We start from the raw sequence: 17,659 nt of genomic DNA, 5'->3' as shown, positions 1-17,659 counted from the left end.
ACAATAAAACACACAAATCATGAAAACAATAACAAAGATTAAACACCTAACTATGGTGTTATTATTAGCGATTTTTACTGCAACATCTGTAAGTGCAACTATCAAACCAGCAACGCCTCCTTCAAATTTTAAAAGCCTGTATGCAACAGTTAACGGCGTAAAAATTCACTACGTAATTGGCGGCAAAGGCGAACCCTTATTATTGGTACATGGCTTTGGCCAAAACTGGTATATGTGGAACCGTTTACTGCCCGAATTATCTAAACATTTTACCGTAATAGCGCCGGATATGCGCGGCGTGGGTGAGTCGGGCAAACCAGCTGGTGGTTACGATAAAAAAAATATGGCCGTGGATATGCATGAATTGATGAAAAGCCTCGGCTATCAGCATATCAATTTAGCTGGGCATGATATTGGTTTGATGGTGGCTTATGCCTATGCGGCCCAATTTCCGGGCGATGTTAAAAAGCTGGCTTTAATGGACGCTCTTTTACCTGGTATTGAACCGGTTTGGAGCCAGGTTAAAGCGCAAGCATGGTGGTTTGGCTTTTTTGGTCAGCCACATTCTGGCGAGATCGTTTCGGGCAAAGTTGGTTTGTTCTTTACGGATTTTTGGCCAACGGTAGGTTTCCAGAAAAACGCGTTTACCGTTGCCGAGAGAAATGAATTTATAAGGGCCTATTCTGTTCCCGGCGCCACAACCGGCGCGTTCCATTGGTTTGGCCAGTTTAACCAGGATGCCAAAGATAATGTTGAGTTTGCGAAGAAAAAACTTCCAATGCCGTTGTTGGCTATGGGGTCTGATCATTTTGCAGCATCATTCCTGGCAGCCCATTGTAAACTGGTGGCTACCAATGTACAGGAATCTATCATTAAAGATTCGGGTCATTGGGTGGTGCAGGAGCAAACCGCGCAGGTACAAAAAGATTTGCTCGATTTCTTTTTGAAGTAATAAAAAACGCAGTTTAATATTTTTATAAAAGCATCCTGTTTAATTGAGCAGGGTGCTTTTTTTATTGATAGCAAAGGCGATATTTAGCTTTTTAAAAATTACTGTTTAAGCATTGTTTTTTAAGTGTGGTAAAAACACACATTGGTTTAACGTTTTACGTAAACGTTTGCGTAAATAAATTTAGCGATCATAACAAATTCAGATTAATTTTTTGTGATTTTTAAATTAACAAAGGTGTATGATATCAAAATACCAGCGTTGCAATTAAGCCTGCCAGTTATAAAAGTTAATTGTTTGATTGGTTAAAGTTGACTCAATCATGAAAAATTCCGGTTTTAAGTATTTAAAAACGGGATTGTAAATTTTTACCCGGTAGCCCTGTTAAAGGGTTGTGGATAAAGCGTTTTTGAGTTGACGGCGAAAAGTTGAACAGCCACAATTTTTTAAAATGGAGTATTTTATGAATATTACCTGTTAAAGTTGTATGAATTTAGAAGAAGATAAAGGTTGGGTGTATCGTTTATATAGCGGTGATGTAACAGCATTTGATGCTATTTATCATAAATATCACCATGCCATTTATCGCAATATTTACAAGTTTACCAAGGATGAAGATGTTTCGCAGGATATTATGCAGGATATTTTTATCGCGCTATGGGAAAAACGGATGGAAATTAATCCGGATAAATCGTTAAGCGGCTGGCTGTTTGTATTGAGTTTTAACAGATCTATATCGTATTTGCGCCGTAAGCTTAAAGAAACCACCATTGTAAATACCATCCCTTTTGATGAAGCCGAACCCGACATTGAAAGTATCCAGTTAATTGATGACCAGTATTATTTACTTTACGAGGCCATCAATCAGCTTTCGCCCCAAAAGAAAAAAGTATTTACACTTTGCAAGCTGGAGGGTAAAACCTACGAAGAAGCGGCAGAAAAGCTAAACCTTTCAAAACATACCGTAAAAGAATATCTGGGAAACGCGGTTACCTCTGTTAAAAGTCACATCAATAGCAATCCGGTTGGCTTAAAAGCGGTGAGTGTTATAGTTTTTTGTTATTGGTGTAGTTAATGGGGCGAGTTGTACTTGTTGCTTTAAATAGAAACCTAACCAATACGTTAAATATAAAATTGTAGGGCCTTTACTATTAATGATTGTGACAAGATGTTTAAAATCCGTTCTGGAAAAATATTATCGTCAAAAAAATCGCCATTCCTTCGCTAATCCTTCTATTTATGGAATATTCGTTACNAAATAGAAACTTCTTACCCCTCTATGCGACGCAGTCGGAGAGAGGGGGAGACGGGCGTAGCCTCGTCGGGGTGAGTCGTCTGCGCCTTGTTCACATCATACCGTCCTTCAGATATCGGGAATCTTACCAAAGGCAATAACAATCTGTTTTCTTGTTTTTAAGCGTTAAAGACCTTTTATTATTTGACTGTTTTATACCATCGCAAAAAAATATTAAAAAAATCTCAAATCCTATCCCCCCGTTTTTTATGCACCTGCGTATTTAGCAAAAAGGGCTATTGGTGTGGAAACAACAATTAAAAAATTAGAGCGGCTTTACCAGGCAGATAAGTTAACTCCCGAAGAACGGGAGTGGCTTGCAGAGTATATTAAAGGTGATATCTCGGAGCTATACCTGATATCGTTGGAAGGTTTTAATAAAAATGTGCTGGAAGAAAAAATTCAGCTTGATCCAAATGTATCCAACAGCATACTCCACAACATCCACCAAAGTATTTTACCCCCAAAGAAGATCAACCCCGTTAAAAGCCTGATCATTAAAATTGCCATGGCCGCTTCGGTTTCAGCAGTTTTTGTTGCCGCTTATTTGTATAAAAACCAATTGGATAACTGGATAAATCCTGTTAAGTACCAGGAAACGGTAACGACCAGGGGCGAGGTGAAAATGATAAAACTATCAGATGGTACCGAAGTATGGCTCAATGCTGATAGCCGATTAAACTATCCGGATAAATTTAAAGGGGGTGTCAGGGAAGTTAAGCTCATAGGCGAGGCGTATTTCAAAGTAATGCACGATAGTACAAGGCACTTTATTATCCATACGGATAAGTTAAATACATCTGTTTTGGGCACCAGCTTTAATATCAAAGCCTACAAGGATGACAACACCATTAAAGTGGCTGTAATAACTGGTAAAGTAGCTGTTGCTACAAAGGGAAATGCCTTAAAGCAAGCGCCCGTTTTGCTGTTGCCCAATACCCAGGCTGTATACACCAAAGCCAAAGAAACCCTGGTTAGTGAAAAACTGGAAGATGCCGCTGCTTTAGCCGATTGGTACCAGGGCAATATGCGCTACCATAATACCCCGCTTACAGAGGTAATAGCTGATGTGCAGCGTAAGTACAACGTAAGTATTAAAGCCGATAAGAACCTGTTGAATTGTACCATATACGCCGATTTTAAGAACCTGCCATTGCAAAAAGTATTAAAGTTAATGGGAGCGCTTATTAACGCGCGTGCCGAGAAAGCTGGCAATGCCTACACCTTTAAAGGTAAAGGCTGTAACTAAGTAACACCAATTATAAAAGAAACCAATATAACACGCAACCTAAATTAAAGCCCATATGATTTAAGCGAAAACGGAAAAATAAATCCTCCAAAATGGCGGGGCCATTAGTGGAGGAAAATAAAATGAAAAGATTTAATTGATGGATTATGCAGGAGGCCTCACGAACCAGAGCATGTTCCAAATGACCTTTTACACCTTAATATAGCAAAAATATGAAAAAAACTATACTTGAAAGATTCTTTCGAGCCGTAACATATGTTATGAAAATTAATGCGATTATTTTACTGGTAGTCTGTTCTCTCTCGTCCATAGCCATGGCCGGAAACTCATACGGGCAAAGCGTACTTGACAAAACTGTTAATATAAAACTGAATAAAATACCCTTGTTTGACGCTCTTGAGCGCATCTCTGAAAACACAGGCGTACGGATCATGTACACGGGCAACAATGTTGATAATAACCTTAAAATAACACTAACAGCCAAAAACGAAAAGCTGGAAGATGTTTTGAAAAAGGTATTATTAAGCAACCAATACACTTATACCGAAATTGAGGGGAGTTTATTAGTAAAGCCCGCCCCAAAACCGCCGGTTGAGATAAAAGAAACCCCAGTGCCGGCCATTATTGTTACCGGTACTGTTGTTGACGATAAAGGTTTACCCTTGGTTGGCGTTTCGGTAAAAATTGTGGGGCTTACAGCCGGCGCTTTAACAGATGTTGACGGAAAGTTTAGGTTACAGGTTGCCAATGAAAAAGCCCAGATAAGGTTTTCATACATTGGTTTTGATAGCCAGACTATCACCGTAGGTTCACAAACTGTATTGAAAGTTACTTTACAGCCATCTGCCAATTCGTTATCGGCTGTGGTAGTTGTAGGTTATGGTACCACTACCAAGAAACAATTGACCAGCGCTATCGCTACCGTTAAAGCCGAACAATTTAATGCCGGTGTTGTATCCACACCCGCTGATTTGTTGGAAGGTAAAGTTGCCGGTTTAAATATCACCAACGATGGTAACCCCAACGGTAAGGCTTCTGTGACACTTCGTGGGCCATCATCAATAAGGGCTGGCGCGGCATCCGTACCGTTTTATGTAATTGATGGCGTGCCAGGGGCCGATTTTAACCTGATCGCTCCATCAGATATCGCTTCTATCGATGTATTGAAAGATGCGTCAGCAGCGGCCATTTATGGTACCAGGGCCACCAACGGCGTTATTATCGTTACCACAAAAAAATCTAAAGCGGGCCAAATGCGGATGACTTATAATGGTTACGCGTCAATAGAAAAAGTATCAAACCAATTCCAGGTTGCCAGTGCCGATCAGCTTAGAGCTTATGTTAAAGCCAACGGGCAGAGCTTTACACCGGCAAATGACAACGGAGGCAATACCGATTGGCAAAAAGCGGTTGAACGCGGTACAGGCGTATCCCAAAATCATAACCTTTCTTTTGGCGGCGGTACCGATAAAACCACTTACAGCGGTAGCTTAAACTACCTTGATAACCAGGGGATAGTAAAAAGTAGCGGCTTAAAACGTGTGATCGGTCGTCTTAACGTCACTCAAAAAGCACTTAATGATAAACTGAAGCTCGATTTCTCTATTAACAACTCGGTAACAAACTCAAACCTGTTGGTTAACGATATTCCGCTTTCAAGCGCAAACGGTCAAAGTCCCGGGTTGTTCAAATCTATTGTACAATATTTGCCTACACGCACCATTTATAATGCTGATGGTACTTTTTATAATGATCCTACTTTAAAATTGGGTTACAACCCGGTTGGTTTAATTACCAATGATACTTACAAGCAAAAAATTAACCTGTTGCTGGGCAATGTTCGTGGCGAATTGATTTTACCTGCCGGCCTGCTTTATAACTTCAACGTTGCTTATCAAACAACCAATACCGATAATAATACCTATTACAACTCGGCATCAGAACTTGCCCCAGGGTTAGGTGGTAAGGCCGTACGCTCAACTTACCAGGATACCAAAAAGCTTTTTGAAAACTATTTAACTTATAGTCATAACTGGAATAACGAGCATGATTTTAAAGCCCTGTTTGGTTATTCTATAGATCAAACCACTACAGGCGACGGTTTCCAGTCAACCAATCAAAACTTTATATCTGATGCCACGGGTTCAAGCAACCTGGCTTTAGGAACGCCGGCGGCGGGTTACAGGGTTGATTATGGCAGCGTTAACGTAGAAACTTTGCGCTTAATATCTTTTTACTCGCGCCTTAATTATAGCTACAAAGGCAAATACCTGTTGCAGGCATCTTTACGCCGCGATGGTTCAAACGCTTTCGGTACCAATAAACGTTGGGGATATTTCCCAGCCGCCTCTGCCGCCTGGCGTATTATCGATGAGGACTTTATGAAATCGCAAAATTTATTTGATGATTTAAAAGTGCGCGTTGGTTATGGTAAAACTGGTAACTCGCTGGGCTTCTCTCCATATACGCCTATAACCCTTTACGGCACCACAGGCAGTTTTTATTATAACGGCGCTTATATAGGCGCTATTGGGGTAACCCAAAATCCAAACCCTGATTTGAAGTGGGAAAGTACCGGCACCCTGAATGGTGGTGTTGATTTCTCCTTGTTTAAAGGCCGTTTAGGTGGTTCGGTTGATATCTACAATAAAAAAACAACCGATATGATCACCACCGTACCAGTATCATTGATCAACAACTTCGTATCCACCAAAGTTGAAAACGTGGGTAGCATGACCAATAAAGGTGTGGAGATTGCCCTTAACGGAACGCCTATAAAAACAGGCGATTTTACGTGGAGCAGCTACGGCAATATCTCGTTTAACAAAAACAAGATAACCTCGCTTGCGCCAAATCTTTCTAAAATATACGTAGGCGATCCTGAAGGGCCGGGGCAAAGCGGTATAAATGTTTCTATCATTGAAGCTGGTTATCCGTTGGGCGAGTTTTATACCCTTAAATACCTGGGCCGTACCAATGGCGTATCTACCTTTTTAGGCGCCAATGGTCAACCAACCACTACACCAACCAGCGCCGATCAAACTTATGCCGGTAACGCGCAGCCAACCTACACGTTTGGTTTTGGTAACGATTTTACGTACAAAAAGTTCAGCCTTAATTTCTTTTTCAGGGGGCAGGGCGGCAATAAAATCATGAACGCGTCGCTGGCCAGTTTTAACCAGCCAACCCAGGCTTCGGCACATGGCGTACCAACGTTAACGTTAAGCGAGCCGGGTAATGATGTTAATGCCAATTTATATTCAACCCGCTATTTGGAAAGCGGCGCGTTTATCAGGTTAAGTAACGCAACGCTGTCATACAAAATAACAGTTCCAGGTAATTACGTACATGGCATCCGTTTATATGTTACAGGTACCAACTTATTTATCATTACCAAATACAAAGGAGTAGATCCGGAGTTGAACCTGAATATTGACAACCAGGCAAGCGGCCAGTTTATTGGTGTGGATAGTAATAATTTTTATCCAAAAACAAGGAGCTTCCTTGCAGGTGTACAAGTTGATTTATAATAAACCATTAACCTAACTGACATGAATAACTTAAAAAAATATATAAAACCTGGCCTTGTTGCCATGATTGCCGGGGCAATTTATTTATCTGGCTGCACCAAATTGGATATTACCCCAAAGTCGGCGCTTACACCGGCTAACTTTCCAACTACACCCGCTCAGTACGTGGCGGCTACAGGGCCTATTTATACTTCGTTTCGTGCTGCGCCCGGGAGGCAGTATTGGCTGCTTCAAAACTTAAGTACCGATGAATGTGTACTGGTTGCGCGCGGCGGCAACTGGCTTGACGGTGGTACCTATTCAACCGTGAACCTGCATACTGTAACACCTGATAATGGCATGACAGAAACATGCTGGAGCGGTGGCTATGGTACCATAAGCTTGTGTAACCAGGTATTATCGTTATTTGACGCTACACCTGCAAGTGACGCAAAAAAGCAAACCGTTGCCGAAATTAAAACCATGCGGGCCTTATCGTACTTTTATTTAATGGATTTGTTTGGTAACGTGCCCATCAGCAAAACTTTTGGTGATACTACCAATTTGGGCACCCAGTCAAGGGCTACCGTATTTGCTTTTATTGAAAGCGAATTACTGGCGCAAATCCCAGACCTGAGCGGCACTGCCGGGGTTACCACTTATGGCAGGCCAACCAAAGGTTTAGCTTACGCCATACTTGCAAAAATGTACCTTAACGCCCAGTACTACATCGGCACACCAAGATATCAGGATGCGGTTACCATGTGCGATAATGTTATCAAAACAGGCCAATACGCTTTGGATGCCGATTATTTAGGCATGTTTAAACCAAATAACGGCCCTGGCATAAAGGATTTTATTTTCGCTATTCCGTATGATGGGGTGCAGGCGCAGGGGCAATACTACGCCCGTTGGACGCTTAACCCAAATTTGAAGAATAAATACAAGATGCCCTATACGCCGGATGGTCCCGTGTATACTTACAAAGACTACTACGCTCTGTTTAACGATGCTAACGATATCAGGAAAAAGCAATATTTAGTTGGTAAGCAATATAACAATGACGGTACACCAATAAACATTACCACTACCAATATAGGGTTAGATGCCAGCTATAGCGGCCCCGATCCTAACGGAGTAGTAGTACATCAGCTGGAGTTTACACCTGATATCATTTGGAAAAACAATGCAACTTTTGATATTGGCAATGATGAATTGGCGAACGAAGAAGGTTACAGGAACAACAAGTTTTACCCGGATAGCTTAAACACAGATCGTAACCAGGGTAACGATGTGCCTATGTTTAGGTATGCCGATATTTTGTTAGAAAAAGCAGAAGCTATTTTACGCGGAGCAACCGCCACTAACGGCGATTCGCCTTTGTCATTGGTTAACCAGGTAAGGTCACGTGCTAAGGCATCGGCAATGGCAGCTGTAACCTTGCAGGATATATTAGACGAGCGCGGGCGTGAGTTGTCGATGGAAATGTGGCGCCGTAACGATTTAATCCGCTTTGGTCAGTTTGAAAAACCATGGGGTATCAAAACAGACGCAAATCCCAATAAACGTATTTTCCCTATACCAAGGCCCGAAATGCAGTTAAATCCAAAACTGGTACAAAACCCTGGATATTAATTAACTTTAATGTAATGAATACAGGCTGTAATTTGCATGCCTGTATTCATTTTTTGTTTTCTGTAGCTTTGTTTTTTCCGTTTATCCGCTCAAATAATGAAACACCAATACAGCCTGTTTAGTAAACTATTTATTGTAGTTATTCTTTCTGGTTTATTAATTACCTTAAAAGCATCGGCCCAGGTAAATCAAGCTGAATCTTATGGGCTAATTTCACGGGTAATACCCAAGGCTGCATCGCGGTTTAAGGTTGAGGAAATAGCAGCCGTTAATGGTAAAGATGTTTTTGAAATACAAAGCGTTAAAAATAAGATTGTATTACGGGGCAACAACGGCGTAGCAATAGCTTCGGCATTATATCATTATTTAACCGTGTATTGCCACTGCCAGGTAACCTGGAACGGAACCAATTTAAATTTGCCGCTGCAATTGCCAGCTGTAAAAATAAAAATCCGTAAATATACACCTTACCAGTACCGGTATTACCTTAACTATTGTACCTATAACTACAGCATGAGCTGGTGGGACTGGAAACGCTGGGAAAAAGAGATTGATTGGATGGCCCTGCATGGTATTGATATGCCACTTGCCTTAACCGGGCAGGAGTATACCTGGTATGAGGTTTATAAAAGCTTGGGTTTTACCGATGGCGATTTGAAAAACTTTTTCTGTGGTCCGGCTTATTTTTCATGGTTTTGGATGGGCAACCTGGATGGCTGGGGCGGGCCGCTTCCTGTGAGTTGGATGACAAGTCACCGCGATTTGCAGCAAAAGATTTTACAGCGCGAAAGGGCCCTGGGGATGAAACCTGTTTTACAGTCATTTACCGGGCATGTGCCGGCATCGTTCAGTACCCGTTTCCCTAAATCAAAGCTCAAAAAAACAAATTGGAATAATGGTTTTGGTGACACCTTTATACTGGATACCGAAGATCCGATGTTTGAACAAATTGGGCGCAAGTTCTTGGAGGTTCAAACCCGTTTGTACGGTACCGATCATTTATACTCGGCCGACACCTTCAATGAAAATGAACCACCTACCGATGATCCTGCATATTTATCGGCATTAAGTTCGAGGGTATACCAGGCCATGAGTAAAGCCGATCCGAAAGCGGTATGGGTGATGCAGGGCTGGCTTTTTTACAGCGACAGAAAATTTTGGAAAACACCGCAGATAAAAGCGCTGCTTGAATCGGTACCAAACGATCACATGATTATGCTTGACCTGGCTACCGAAATTGAACCTGTTTGGAAACGTACGGAAGCTTATTACGGTAAACCATGGATATGGAACATGCTGCACAATTTTGGCGGTAATATTGGTTTATTTGGCCGGATAGAGGAGGTGGCCAAAGGTCCGGCACTCGCCCTTAAAGATTCGGCCTCTGGCAAATTGGAAGGGATTGGCCTTACTATGGAGGGTATTGAACAAAACCCGGTATTATATGAATTGATGACCAGTAATACCTGGCAAAGCGCCCCCATCAACGTTGATAACTGGCTGCAAAGTTATATTTTAAACCGTTATGGCAACGTAAACGCGCACACCCTTAATGCATGGCAGGTATTAAAGAAAACGGTTTATAATGGTAAAGATATCCGCGATGCATCGGAATCAATCATAACAGGCAGACCAACTTTTGATTCGGCCGCGGTATGGACACGTACAAAACTAAATTACGCGCGTCCTGATCTGATGCCCGCCTGGGATGAAATGGTAAAGGCAATACCCACATGCAGCAAAAGCGATGGCTTTAGGTATGACCTGGTTGATATTACCCGGCAAATACTGGCCAATTACGAGCGACCATTGCAAATAAAATGGGCAAAGGCTTACCAGGATAAAAATACCGCTGATTTTAATAAATATACAGAGCAGTACATAGCCATTATAAGTGATATGGATACTCTTTTAGCCACCCGTAAAGATTTTTTATTAGGCCCTTGGCTGGCAGATGCCCGCAATTGTGGTACCACAGCTGCCGAAAAAGCCTTGTATGAACGTAACGCCCGCAATTTGATAACGCTTTGGGGCGATGAAAAAAGCCCGCTTCACGAATATTCATGCAGGCAATGGAGCGGTTTGTTAAATGATTTCTATAAAGTGCGCTGGCAAAAGTTTTTTGCGTTGGCAAAAGCATCATTAAAAGAGGATAAGCCCTTAGATACAGACGCGTTTGATAAATCCATCAGCGCATGGGAATGGCAATGGGTTAATACTCAAAAGCAGTTTCCGTTGGTAGCTAAAGGTAATAGTGTGCAGGTTGTTGAGCAGCTTTATAAAAAATACCATGACCAAATCAATGCAGATTTGTAGTTCCCTCAGTTTTCAATTATCGACTCAATGCCTAAAGAACCCTTAATATCCGATCCTACGATAAACGCCGGGCATGTAAATAGCACTGCGGTCAAGTTGCCGCGTTTATTGTCATTAGATGCCCTGCGTGGCTTTGATATGTTTTGGATTATGAGTGGCGAAGGCGTAATACACGCCCTGGCCAAAGCAACTAATTGGCCGGTTTTGCTGTGGATGTCGGGCCAGTTGCACCATACCGATTGGAATGGTATTACCTTTTATGATATGATCTTCCCGCTTTTTTTATTCATAGCGGGCGTATCTATGCCGTACTCCATGCACAATAAAGTTATTAAAGCCAACGTAAGCGACGCCAGCCTATTGCCAACTTCAGAAAAACGAAAGATATACCTGTCTATGCTTCGCCGAACTGTGATTCTGCTTTTTCTGGGCCTGGTAGTTAACGGTCTTTTTAAATGGAACGGTTATGAACAAACACGTTTTGCAAGCGTGTTGGGGCGTATAGGCCTGGCCTGGTTTTTCGCGGGATTGATCTATTTAAATTTCGACGTTAAAAAGCAACTGATTTGGTTTGCCGTTTTGCTGCTGGGGTATTGGGCGGCTATGATGCTGATCCCTGTACCGGGTTACGGTGCAGGCGTTTTAACCATGAACGGTAGCCTGGAATCATACATTGACAGGTTGTTGCTGCCCGGCAGGTTGCACGATAAAATTCATGATCCCGAAGGTGTGTTATCAACCATCCCGGCCATAGGCACAGCTATGTTAGGAATATTTACCGGTCAGTTTTTAAAGTTTGAGTCTGCTAAATGGCCCATGTGGAAGAAGGGTATCGCGCTTTTTGTAGCCGGCATAATATTAATAGCCGCGGGTGGCTTATGGAATTTAACCTTCCCCATCAATAAACGCTTGTGGACAAGCTCCTTTGTATTATTTGTAGGCGGATGGAGCCTGATTTTCATGTCGGTTTTTTACATGATCATTGATGTGGCCGGTTATCGTAAATGGGCTTTTCCCTTTGTGCTTATCGGTGTAAACTCTATCCTCATTTACCTGGCATCCGAGGGTATGGTCGATTTTCATCACACGGCTAACTTTTTCTTTGGCGGGTTAATTCAATATACAGCACAAAGCTGGCAGGCGGTATGGCAAGCGGTTGCAATAGTAATTACGCAGTTGGCCCTTCTTTACTTTTTATATCGGAATAAGATTTTTTTGAAGATATAATGTGGCGGCTTAGGCTGCATTTTAGGGGGGATTTATCGTTTACAAAAAAAGCTGCAGAAACCATGGTTTTTTGCAGCTTTTTTCCCTTAGTTTAGAATGGTTAAATATAGATTGAATTAGATTTGAAAGATCATAGTTTTACAGACTTTAGGTCTTGGCTTGGCGATTATTTGCTGGTCCTGATGTTCCATTCAAGCATATAAAAATAGGAAAACTTAGCAAACTATTTGGCCGAGTACAAAACGTATCGGTCACTCAGCATATCCATATGAAAGCCTTTGTAGCCAGGGAAACATTTACGAATGATGTTTGATTTTGGTCCCATGTAACTTGCAGGCAGCAAAATAAAAATAGGGCCGGCATGGCCATAATGTACATAATCATCATAATCAATTTTGATGTCGGCGCTAATAGGATCTAAGGTGATGTAGCGGTTATGGTTAATCTCCAAACCAAGATCGGGGCTGATAAACACAAAGAGCGCATTGGTGTTTTGCTTATCCAGCTTGGTGATCTCATCTAACGAAGGCTGATCAATAAACATTTGAGCAAGGCCTGATGCGCCTTTAGCGCTTATGTTTTTATTATGAATATAGCTTGGCACAAAATACCTGAGACTTAAACCCGCTATTATAAGGCATATTACGCCAAATGCCACCCTGAAAGGCTGTTTCCAAAGGCTTACCAGGTAAACAACACCGGGTGTTACCAGCAGGCCGATGATCCGGAAATGCCTTGCTTCATAAGAGATACTGGCCTGATGTAAAAAGCTGTAGCCAAAAAAGATAGCCGAAGCTGTATAAAATACCAATACCAACAGCCCATATTTTTTGTTAGGAGCGAGTTTTATCACTCGTACTACCAGTATCACACTCAAGATGGCTGATAGAATTAATATGAATGCCGCGGTTGCCGAACCCACTATCGCAGCGTTACTGTGAAAAATAAGGCCATGAAATATATCATCAACCGAAAACCCGGCCAGCAATGGCGATGCCATCGGAAAAGCCAGTGATTGCCAGCTTAACACAAAGCCTGCTGTTTGCGCGGCAGGATTTGCTCCTTTTGATAGGTATAAGAAGTATACAACAGCAAGAGATACTGCGGCAGGGATTGCAACCCAGATGCCATTTTTAATCCACTCAGCGGCTTTTAATTGCTTTTGCGATAAACTGATCCACAGGTACAGGCAACCGGCACCGTACACCCACAGGAATGACGATTTACAGAAAAAGCCAATCCAGCCCGAAACTAATATGAAAAGTAAGAGTTTCCAGTCGGTTTTTTCAATACTGAGGCAACCATAAAGGAACCATCCGGCAAAGCCGAATAGTAAAACTTCGCCGCCGTTATAAAATACATAGGGGGTAAAAAAAGCTTGTTGAATAACTATAATCAGTACGCTTAAGGATGCCAATACGGGTGTGAAACCAGCTTTTTTGAAAAAAGCAAATAAACCGCCAATGCCCAATAAACTACATAGGGTAGTAGTTAATGCCGATGCCTGCCCGGTATTAACACCTAAAAACGATTTGAAAAAATACGGGATTAAATATTGACCTGGCGACCACCATGACAAAAACTCACTGTAATTTTTACTCAGATCTTCCTGATCAGGTTTTACCGCGATGTTAAACGCGCCGCCGGCCTGCATTTTTTGCAACACCTGGTAACCCCATGATGGATCGGGGTAAATGCCTGTAGGTGCAATAAATATTAGTGCTCCAAGTAGTAGTACCACAAGGTATAAGCCGTATAAAATTATTTTTTCGGCTGGTAGTTTTTGTTTAGGCATATAGGTATAGGGTAGAAGGGGGGTTAGGTAATGATTTCGCGTTCGCGGATCTTAACCGCAGGGTTGCCCTGGTAAACACTGTATGACAACAAATTTTTAGTGGCTATTGAACCGCTCGTAAGCACAGAATGGCTGCCAGCTGTAACGCCCAGGTTTACTATTGCGCCGGCACCGATCCAAACACCATCTTCCAAAACAACACTTTGGGTAATCAGATCAAATGATGATTTTTTATAGTTATGGCTGCCCGTAAGCAGCACCGCACCTTGCGATACGCAAACATTTGCGCCAATATTTACCATTATCAGGCTATCAATCCAAACGTTTTCGCCAATCCAGGTTTCATCGCCAATTTGTAAAAACCAAGGGTATTTAATGTTTACACAAGGTTTAATAGTTACGTTTTTGCCAATTCGTGCACCAAACATCCGCAGTAAAAAAACCTTAAAACCGCTTGCAGGGATCAGACTTGTTTTTAAAAACAAGGCATTTATGTAAAACCAAGCCAGCCGTTTAAATGCACTGCCGCCGGGATGAAATGGATGATTATTATAAGTTGATAAATTGGTTTTAAGCATGTTGATCAGTGGGGGCAGGGCTGTTGTTGGTTACCCAAAAATATAAGCTTATCATAATGATAACGTATAAAATAATATTAAAAATGGTGTGATGATCAATAATCTGACTGGCTTTTTTTGTCCAGAATAAAGCTAAAAGCACAAAGCGTATGATGTTTAATACCTGGATAGTTAATATTCCTGATATCAGGAAAAAAAATTTTTGTTTTAATTTTTTAGGATATGCAATTACAAAGGCGCTAAAAAAGCTCATCAAGCCAAGCCCCAGGCAGGAATAGATCAATACGATAGTGCCTTTGCCTACTACCAGCAGTTCGGTACCGTTGTGTAAGGCGGTAAATCCCATCCATGCCAACACCTGCGTGCTGCTGCTCAGCAAAATCCAACGCAAACCCTGTATGTAGTTCAGATTATTGGCCAAAAATGGAAAATATAATTTGCCCGGACTGGTGATACCAAAAAAAGCGATATTGAAATAATAAAAGAACAGGAACAAAAACAGGAAAGTAAATACAAATTTGAAAGGAGAAACAACGGCCGGTTTTTTGTCCTCTTTTTTTTGTTCGCCTTTCAAAATCTCGTCAATTTTAACATCTACAATAAGCCGGAACCAAAACCCCTGTAAAAAGTGAAATATTACACCTGTTCGGCCTTCTAAAATTCCCAGCTGAAAAATCATCCGGTAAATAAAATAAAGAAGGGGTCTTACATAGCGTGGCAGTTGCCACCATAAGTTTTTTAGCCAGGCGGTGCGTTCATCCGGTGAGCCAAATAAAGATGGCCGGAGGGTTTGCTGGCGTAATTGTTGCATACGTTCAACTTCTTCATGGGCCAACAGATCGCTGTAGCGGTTGTGTTTAGTTATCCAGAAGCTGATTTGATTTTCTTTTAAATTTTCTTCAAGGATATGCCCGTCTTTCCAAATCTCGGTTTTGCCGGGAACAATGAAACGATGATCCATATTTTCATTCAGATCTGAGTGCCCCAAGCCGTATCGGATCATTTTAAGCAGGTAAAAAGGATAATAACCACCATGTTTAATCCAATGACCCTTGAAGAAATTTTTACGGTTAAAGTATATACCATCAACATTAAGGTAATCTTCATCCTTAAAACCCTCCAGTTTTTCTTTCAGCTCTGGCGTAACTTCCTGGTCGGCATCAAGGCAAATCACCCAGGGTGTTTTTACGTTGAAGTTTTTGAGTGCGAAATCCCACTGTTTGGGATGATTTTCAAACGGATGCTGTAATATTACCGCACCTGCATTTTCTGCTATCGCAATGGTGTCATCTTCGCTACCCGAATCTAAAATAAATATCGGTGCATTGAGTCCATCAATGGATGCCAGTAAACGAGGCAGGTGCTGCTGCTCGTTATAAGTAAGTATAATGAAAGAAAATGCGGGTGTCAATGAAGCTTTGCTATGTTATTGTACAAACTTATATATTTTTCAACCAGGGCATTGTCACTAAAGTCATGATAAATAATGCCGGGAGCTTGCTGTTTAATACGTTGTAATTCCTGGGGCAGTTTTATTATTTTTTCAATGATCGCGGCAACAGATGCCGCGTTTGTTTTACAAAGCCAGCCAAGTTTATTCTGGTTTACGTAATCTGCCAGGCCAACTTCTTCGCTGATCAATACGGGTGTGCCAACTGCCAAACTTTCAATCACGGCGTTACCAAAGTTTTCATCGTATGATGGTAATATAAAAAGATCGTGCTGTTGCAAAACATCAAATTTATTTTCGTTGATGAACCCTGCCCAGCTTATTTTTTCGGCAATATTGTTTTGACTCGCCAGGAATTTCAAACCTGCTACATATTCTTCGTTTCCGTTGCCGGCTACAGTGAGGTGAAAAGGTGTGCTCACTAATGCAAGGGCGTTCAGCAGAATATCTAGCCCCTTTTTTTCTTCGATCCTCGAAAAGAAGATTAGTTTTATGGGTAATGAAAACAGATTTTCTTTGGGTTGCTTATGTGTAGGCAGCTTTACAAAATTGGGGATAGTAGTAGTGCTTTTAGGATTTATGATACTGTTTACGGCTTCATTTTCCCTGGCAGATGTTGCATGGATATGGCATCTTTTCAATAAAGGTTTAGTTAATAACACATGAATAATAGCCTTAATCAGCCTGTTCTTATTTTTAAAAGAATAGGGGCTTAAAGTGCCCCTTGCAGATACCACAACCCGCGCGCCACGCGTAAGGGCCAAAAAGCAGGATAACACCGAGACTAAATTCCACCAGAATAAAGGTATAAAATTGGCGACCGGAGTGGTTGTAGGAACACTAAATGCTGATGACAGACTGGCTGACAGCGATGTAATACAAGCAATAGCGCAGGCTTTTACCCAAACTGGGACAGATATAATTTACGGAAATTTAAATGTTATAAAGCCAGGCGGGAATATTAGCCGTAAGTGGGTGTCAAATCAGTGTAGAAAAAATTCCTTTAATTGGGGTTTTATGCCCCCGCATCCTACTTTTTATTGCAGGACTGAACTATTTGAAAAATTTGGTTTCTATAAATTGGATTATGGTTCTGCTGCCGACTATGAATTATTGTTAAGGTTCATGTATGCGCAGCACGTAAGCAGTTTTTATATTAATAAAGTATTGGTTAATATGCTTGCAGGAGGGGTGAGCAACCGAAGTCTCAAAAATAGATTGAATGCATGGAGATTTGATTTAAAAGCGATGCGTGTTAATGGTATTAAAATGCCAATACTTGCATTGGTTTTTAAACCCTTGCGTAAGGTGCGTCAATTTTTTAGATAGAATGGGAATTTCTCCCTAAGTAAATTCATATATCTGCAGCAATAAAAGCGAATCAGTAAAATTGCCTGTTAACATACCTGCATTTCCACATTCGGTCAATTTTATGATAATATTACCACGGTTGTTTTTTCGATTTTGGGTTACAACGTTAATCGTATTTCCTTAATCCGATATTTCGGTGATTATTTATCTTGTTTAAAGGATTTTAAATACGGTATTTGCTGTATTTTGGACTTGTTTACCGATAAGAATCACGCAGCAATAAACTATAAATTATCCTATTAATGATGTGTAAAATATTAAATAAACCCCTGATCCTTTGTTTACT

Annotated in this window: 12 protein-coding genes; 8 read left to right on the top strand and 4 right to left on the bottom strand. The window is 41.3% G+C overall.

Annotated features, from left to right (window positions below):
* Positions 1–19: 19 nt before the first annotated feature.
* The 7 genes from QWZ17_RS16095 (at position 20) to QWZ17_RS16065 (ending at position 12,179) form a co-directional block, all read left to right on the top strand.
* Positions 20–952, top strand: coding sequence for an alpha/beta fold hydrolase (locus QWZ17_RS16095; RefSeq protein ID WP_290306293.1), 933 nt, complete (start codon positions 20–22; stop codon positions 950–952).
* A 484-nt stretch (positions 953–1,436) separates the two neighbouring features.
* On the top strand, positions 1,437–2,024 hold the full coding sequence (locus QWZ17_RS16090) for an RNA polymerase sigma factor (protein ID WP_290306292.1): 588 nt from the start codon (positions 1,437–1,439) through the stop codon (positions 2,022–2,024).
* 463 nt (positions 2,025–2,487) lie between these two features.
* Positions 2,488–3,492 carry a FecR family protein gene (locus QWZ17_RS16085; RefSeq protein WP_290306291.1) on the top strand — a complete coding sequence of 335 codons (1,005 nt, stop codon included), beginning with the start codon at positions 2,488–2,490 and terminating at the stop codon, positions 3,490–3,492.
* A gap of 260 nt (positions 3,493–3,752) precedes the next feature.
* The gene (locus tag QWZ17_RS16080; RefSeq protein WP_290306290.1) at positions 3,753–7,022 is read left to right on the top strand and encodes a TonB-dependent receptor; all 3,270 of its coding nucleotides are present in this window, start codon (positions 3,753–3,755) and stop codon (positions 7,020–7,022) included.
* A 21-nt stretch (positions 7,023–7,043) separates the two neighbouring features.
* A complete protein-coding gene (locus QWZ17_RS16075) occupies positions 7,044–8,636 on the top strand; it encodes a RagB/SusD family nutrient uptake outer membrane protein (RefSeq protein WP_290306289.1) in 1,593 nt (530 codons plus the stop codon).
* Between the two features lie 96 nt (positions 8,637–8,732).
* The gene (locus QWZ17_RS16070; RefSeq protein ID WP_290306288.1) at positions 8,733–10,952 is read left to right on the top strand and encodes an alpha-N-acetylglucosaminidase; all 2,220 of its coding nucleotides are present in this window, start codon (positions 8,733–8,735) and stop codon (positions 10,950–10,952) included.
* 27 nt (positions 10,953–10,979) lie between these two features.
* Positions 10,980–12,179: an acyltransferase family protein gene (locus QWZ17_RS16065; RefSeq protein WP_290306287.1), complete on the top strand. Its 1,200-nt coding sequence runs from the start codon at positions 10,980–10,982 to the stop codon at positions 12,177–12,179.
* Positions 12,180–12,402: 223 nt separating this feature from the next.
* On the opposite strand, the gene QWZ17_RS16060 is transcribed toward QWZ17_RS16065, so the two are convergent.
* Genes QWZ17_RS16060 through QWZ17_RS16045 form a run of 4 tightly spaced genes read right to left on the bottom strand, consistent with a single transcriptional unit; the run spans position 12,403 to position 16,643 of the window.
* A complete protein-coding gene (locus QWZ17_RS16060) occupies positions 12,403–13,974 on the bottom strand; it encodes a hypothetical protein (RefSeq protein ID WP_290306286.1) in 1,572 nt (523 codons plus the stop codon).
* 23 nt (positions 13,975–13,997) lie between these two features.
* Positions 13,998–14,552, bottom strand: coding sequence for a WcaF family extracellular polysaccharide biosynthesis acetyltransferase (locus QWZ17_RS16055; protein ID WP_290306285.1), 555 nt, complete (start codon positions 14,550–14,552; stop codon positions 13,998–14,000).
* The gene (gene xrtY, locus QWZ17_RS16050) at positions 14,545–15,963 is read right to left on the bottom strand and encodes an exosortase Y (RefSeq protein ID WP_290306284.1); all 1,419 of its coding nucleotides are present in this window, start codon (positions 15,961–15,963) and stop codon (positions 14,545–14,547) included. The genes QWZ17_RS16055 and xrtY overlap by 8 nt, the downstream gene beginning before the upstream one ends.
* Positions 15,960–16,643, bottom strand: a complete 684-nt coding sequence (locus tag QWZ17_RS16045; protein ID WP_290306283.1) for a glycosyltransferase — start codon at positions 16,641–16,643, stop codon at positions 15,960–15,962. Before QWZ17_RS16045 ends, xrtY begins: the two co-directional genes overlap by 4 nt.
* 76 nt (positions 16,644–16,719) lie before the next feature.
* Here QWZ17_RS16045 and QWZ17_RS16040 point away from each other — a divergent pair, with 76 nt between their 5' ends.
* Positions 16,720–17,331, top strand: coding sequence for a glycosyltransferase (locus tag QWZ17_RS16040; protein WP_290306282.1), 612 nt, complete (start codon positions 16,720–16,722; stop codon positions 17,329–17,331).
* Positions 17,332–17,659: the final 328 nt, after the last annotated feature.

Source organism: Mucilaginibacter flavus (assembly GCF_030409315.1).
Classification (GTDB): Bacteria; Bacteroidota; Bacteroidia; order Sphingobacteriales; family Sphingobacteriaceae; genus Mucilaginibacter; species Mucilaginibacter flavus.
The sequence above is the reverse complement of the archived record's forward strand: the minus strand, read 5'-3'. Positions and strand labels throughout refer to the sequence as shown.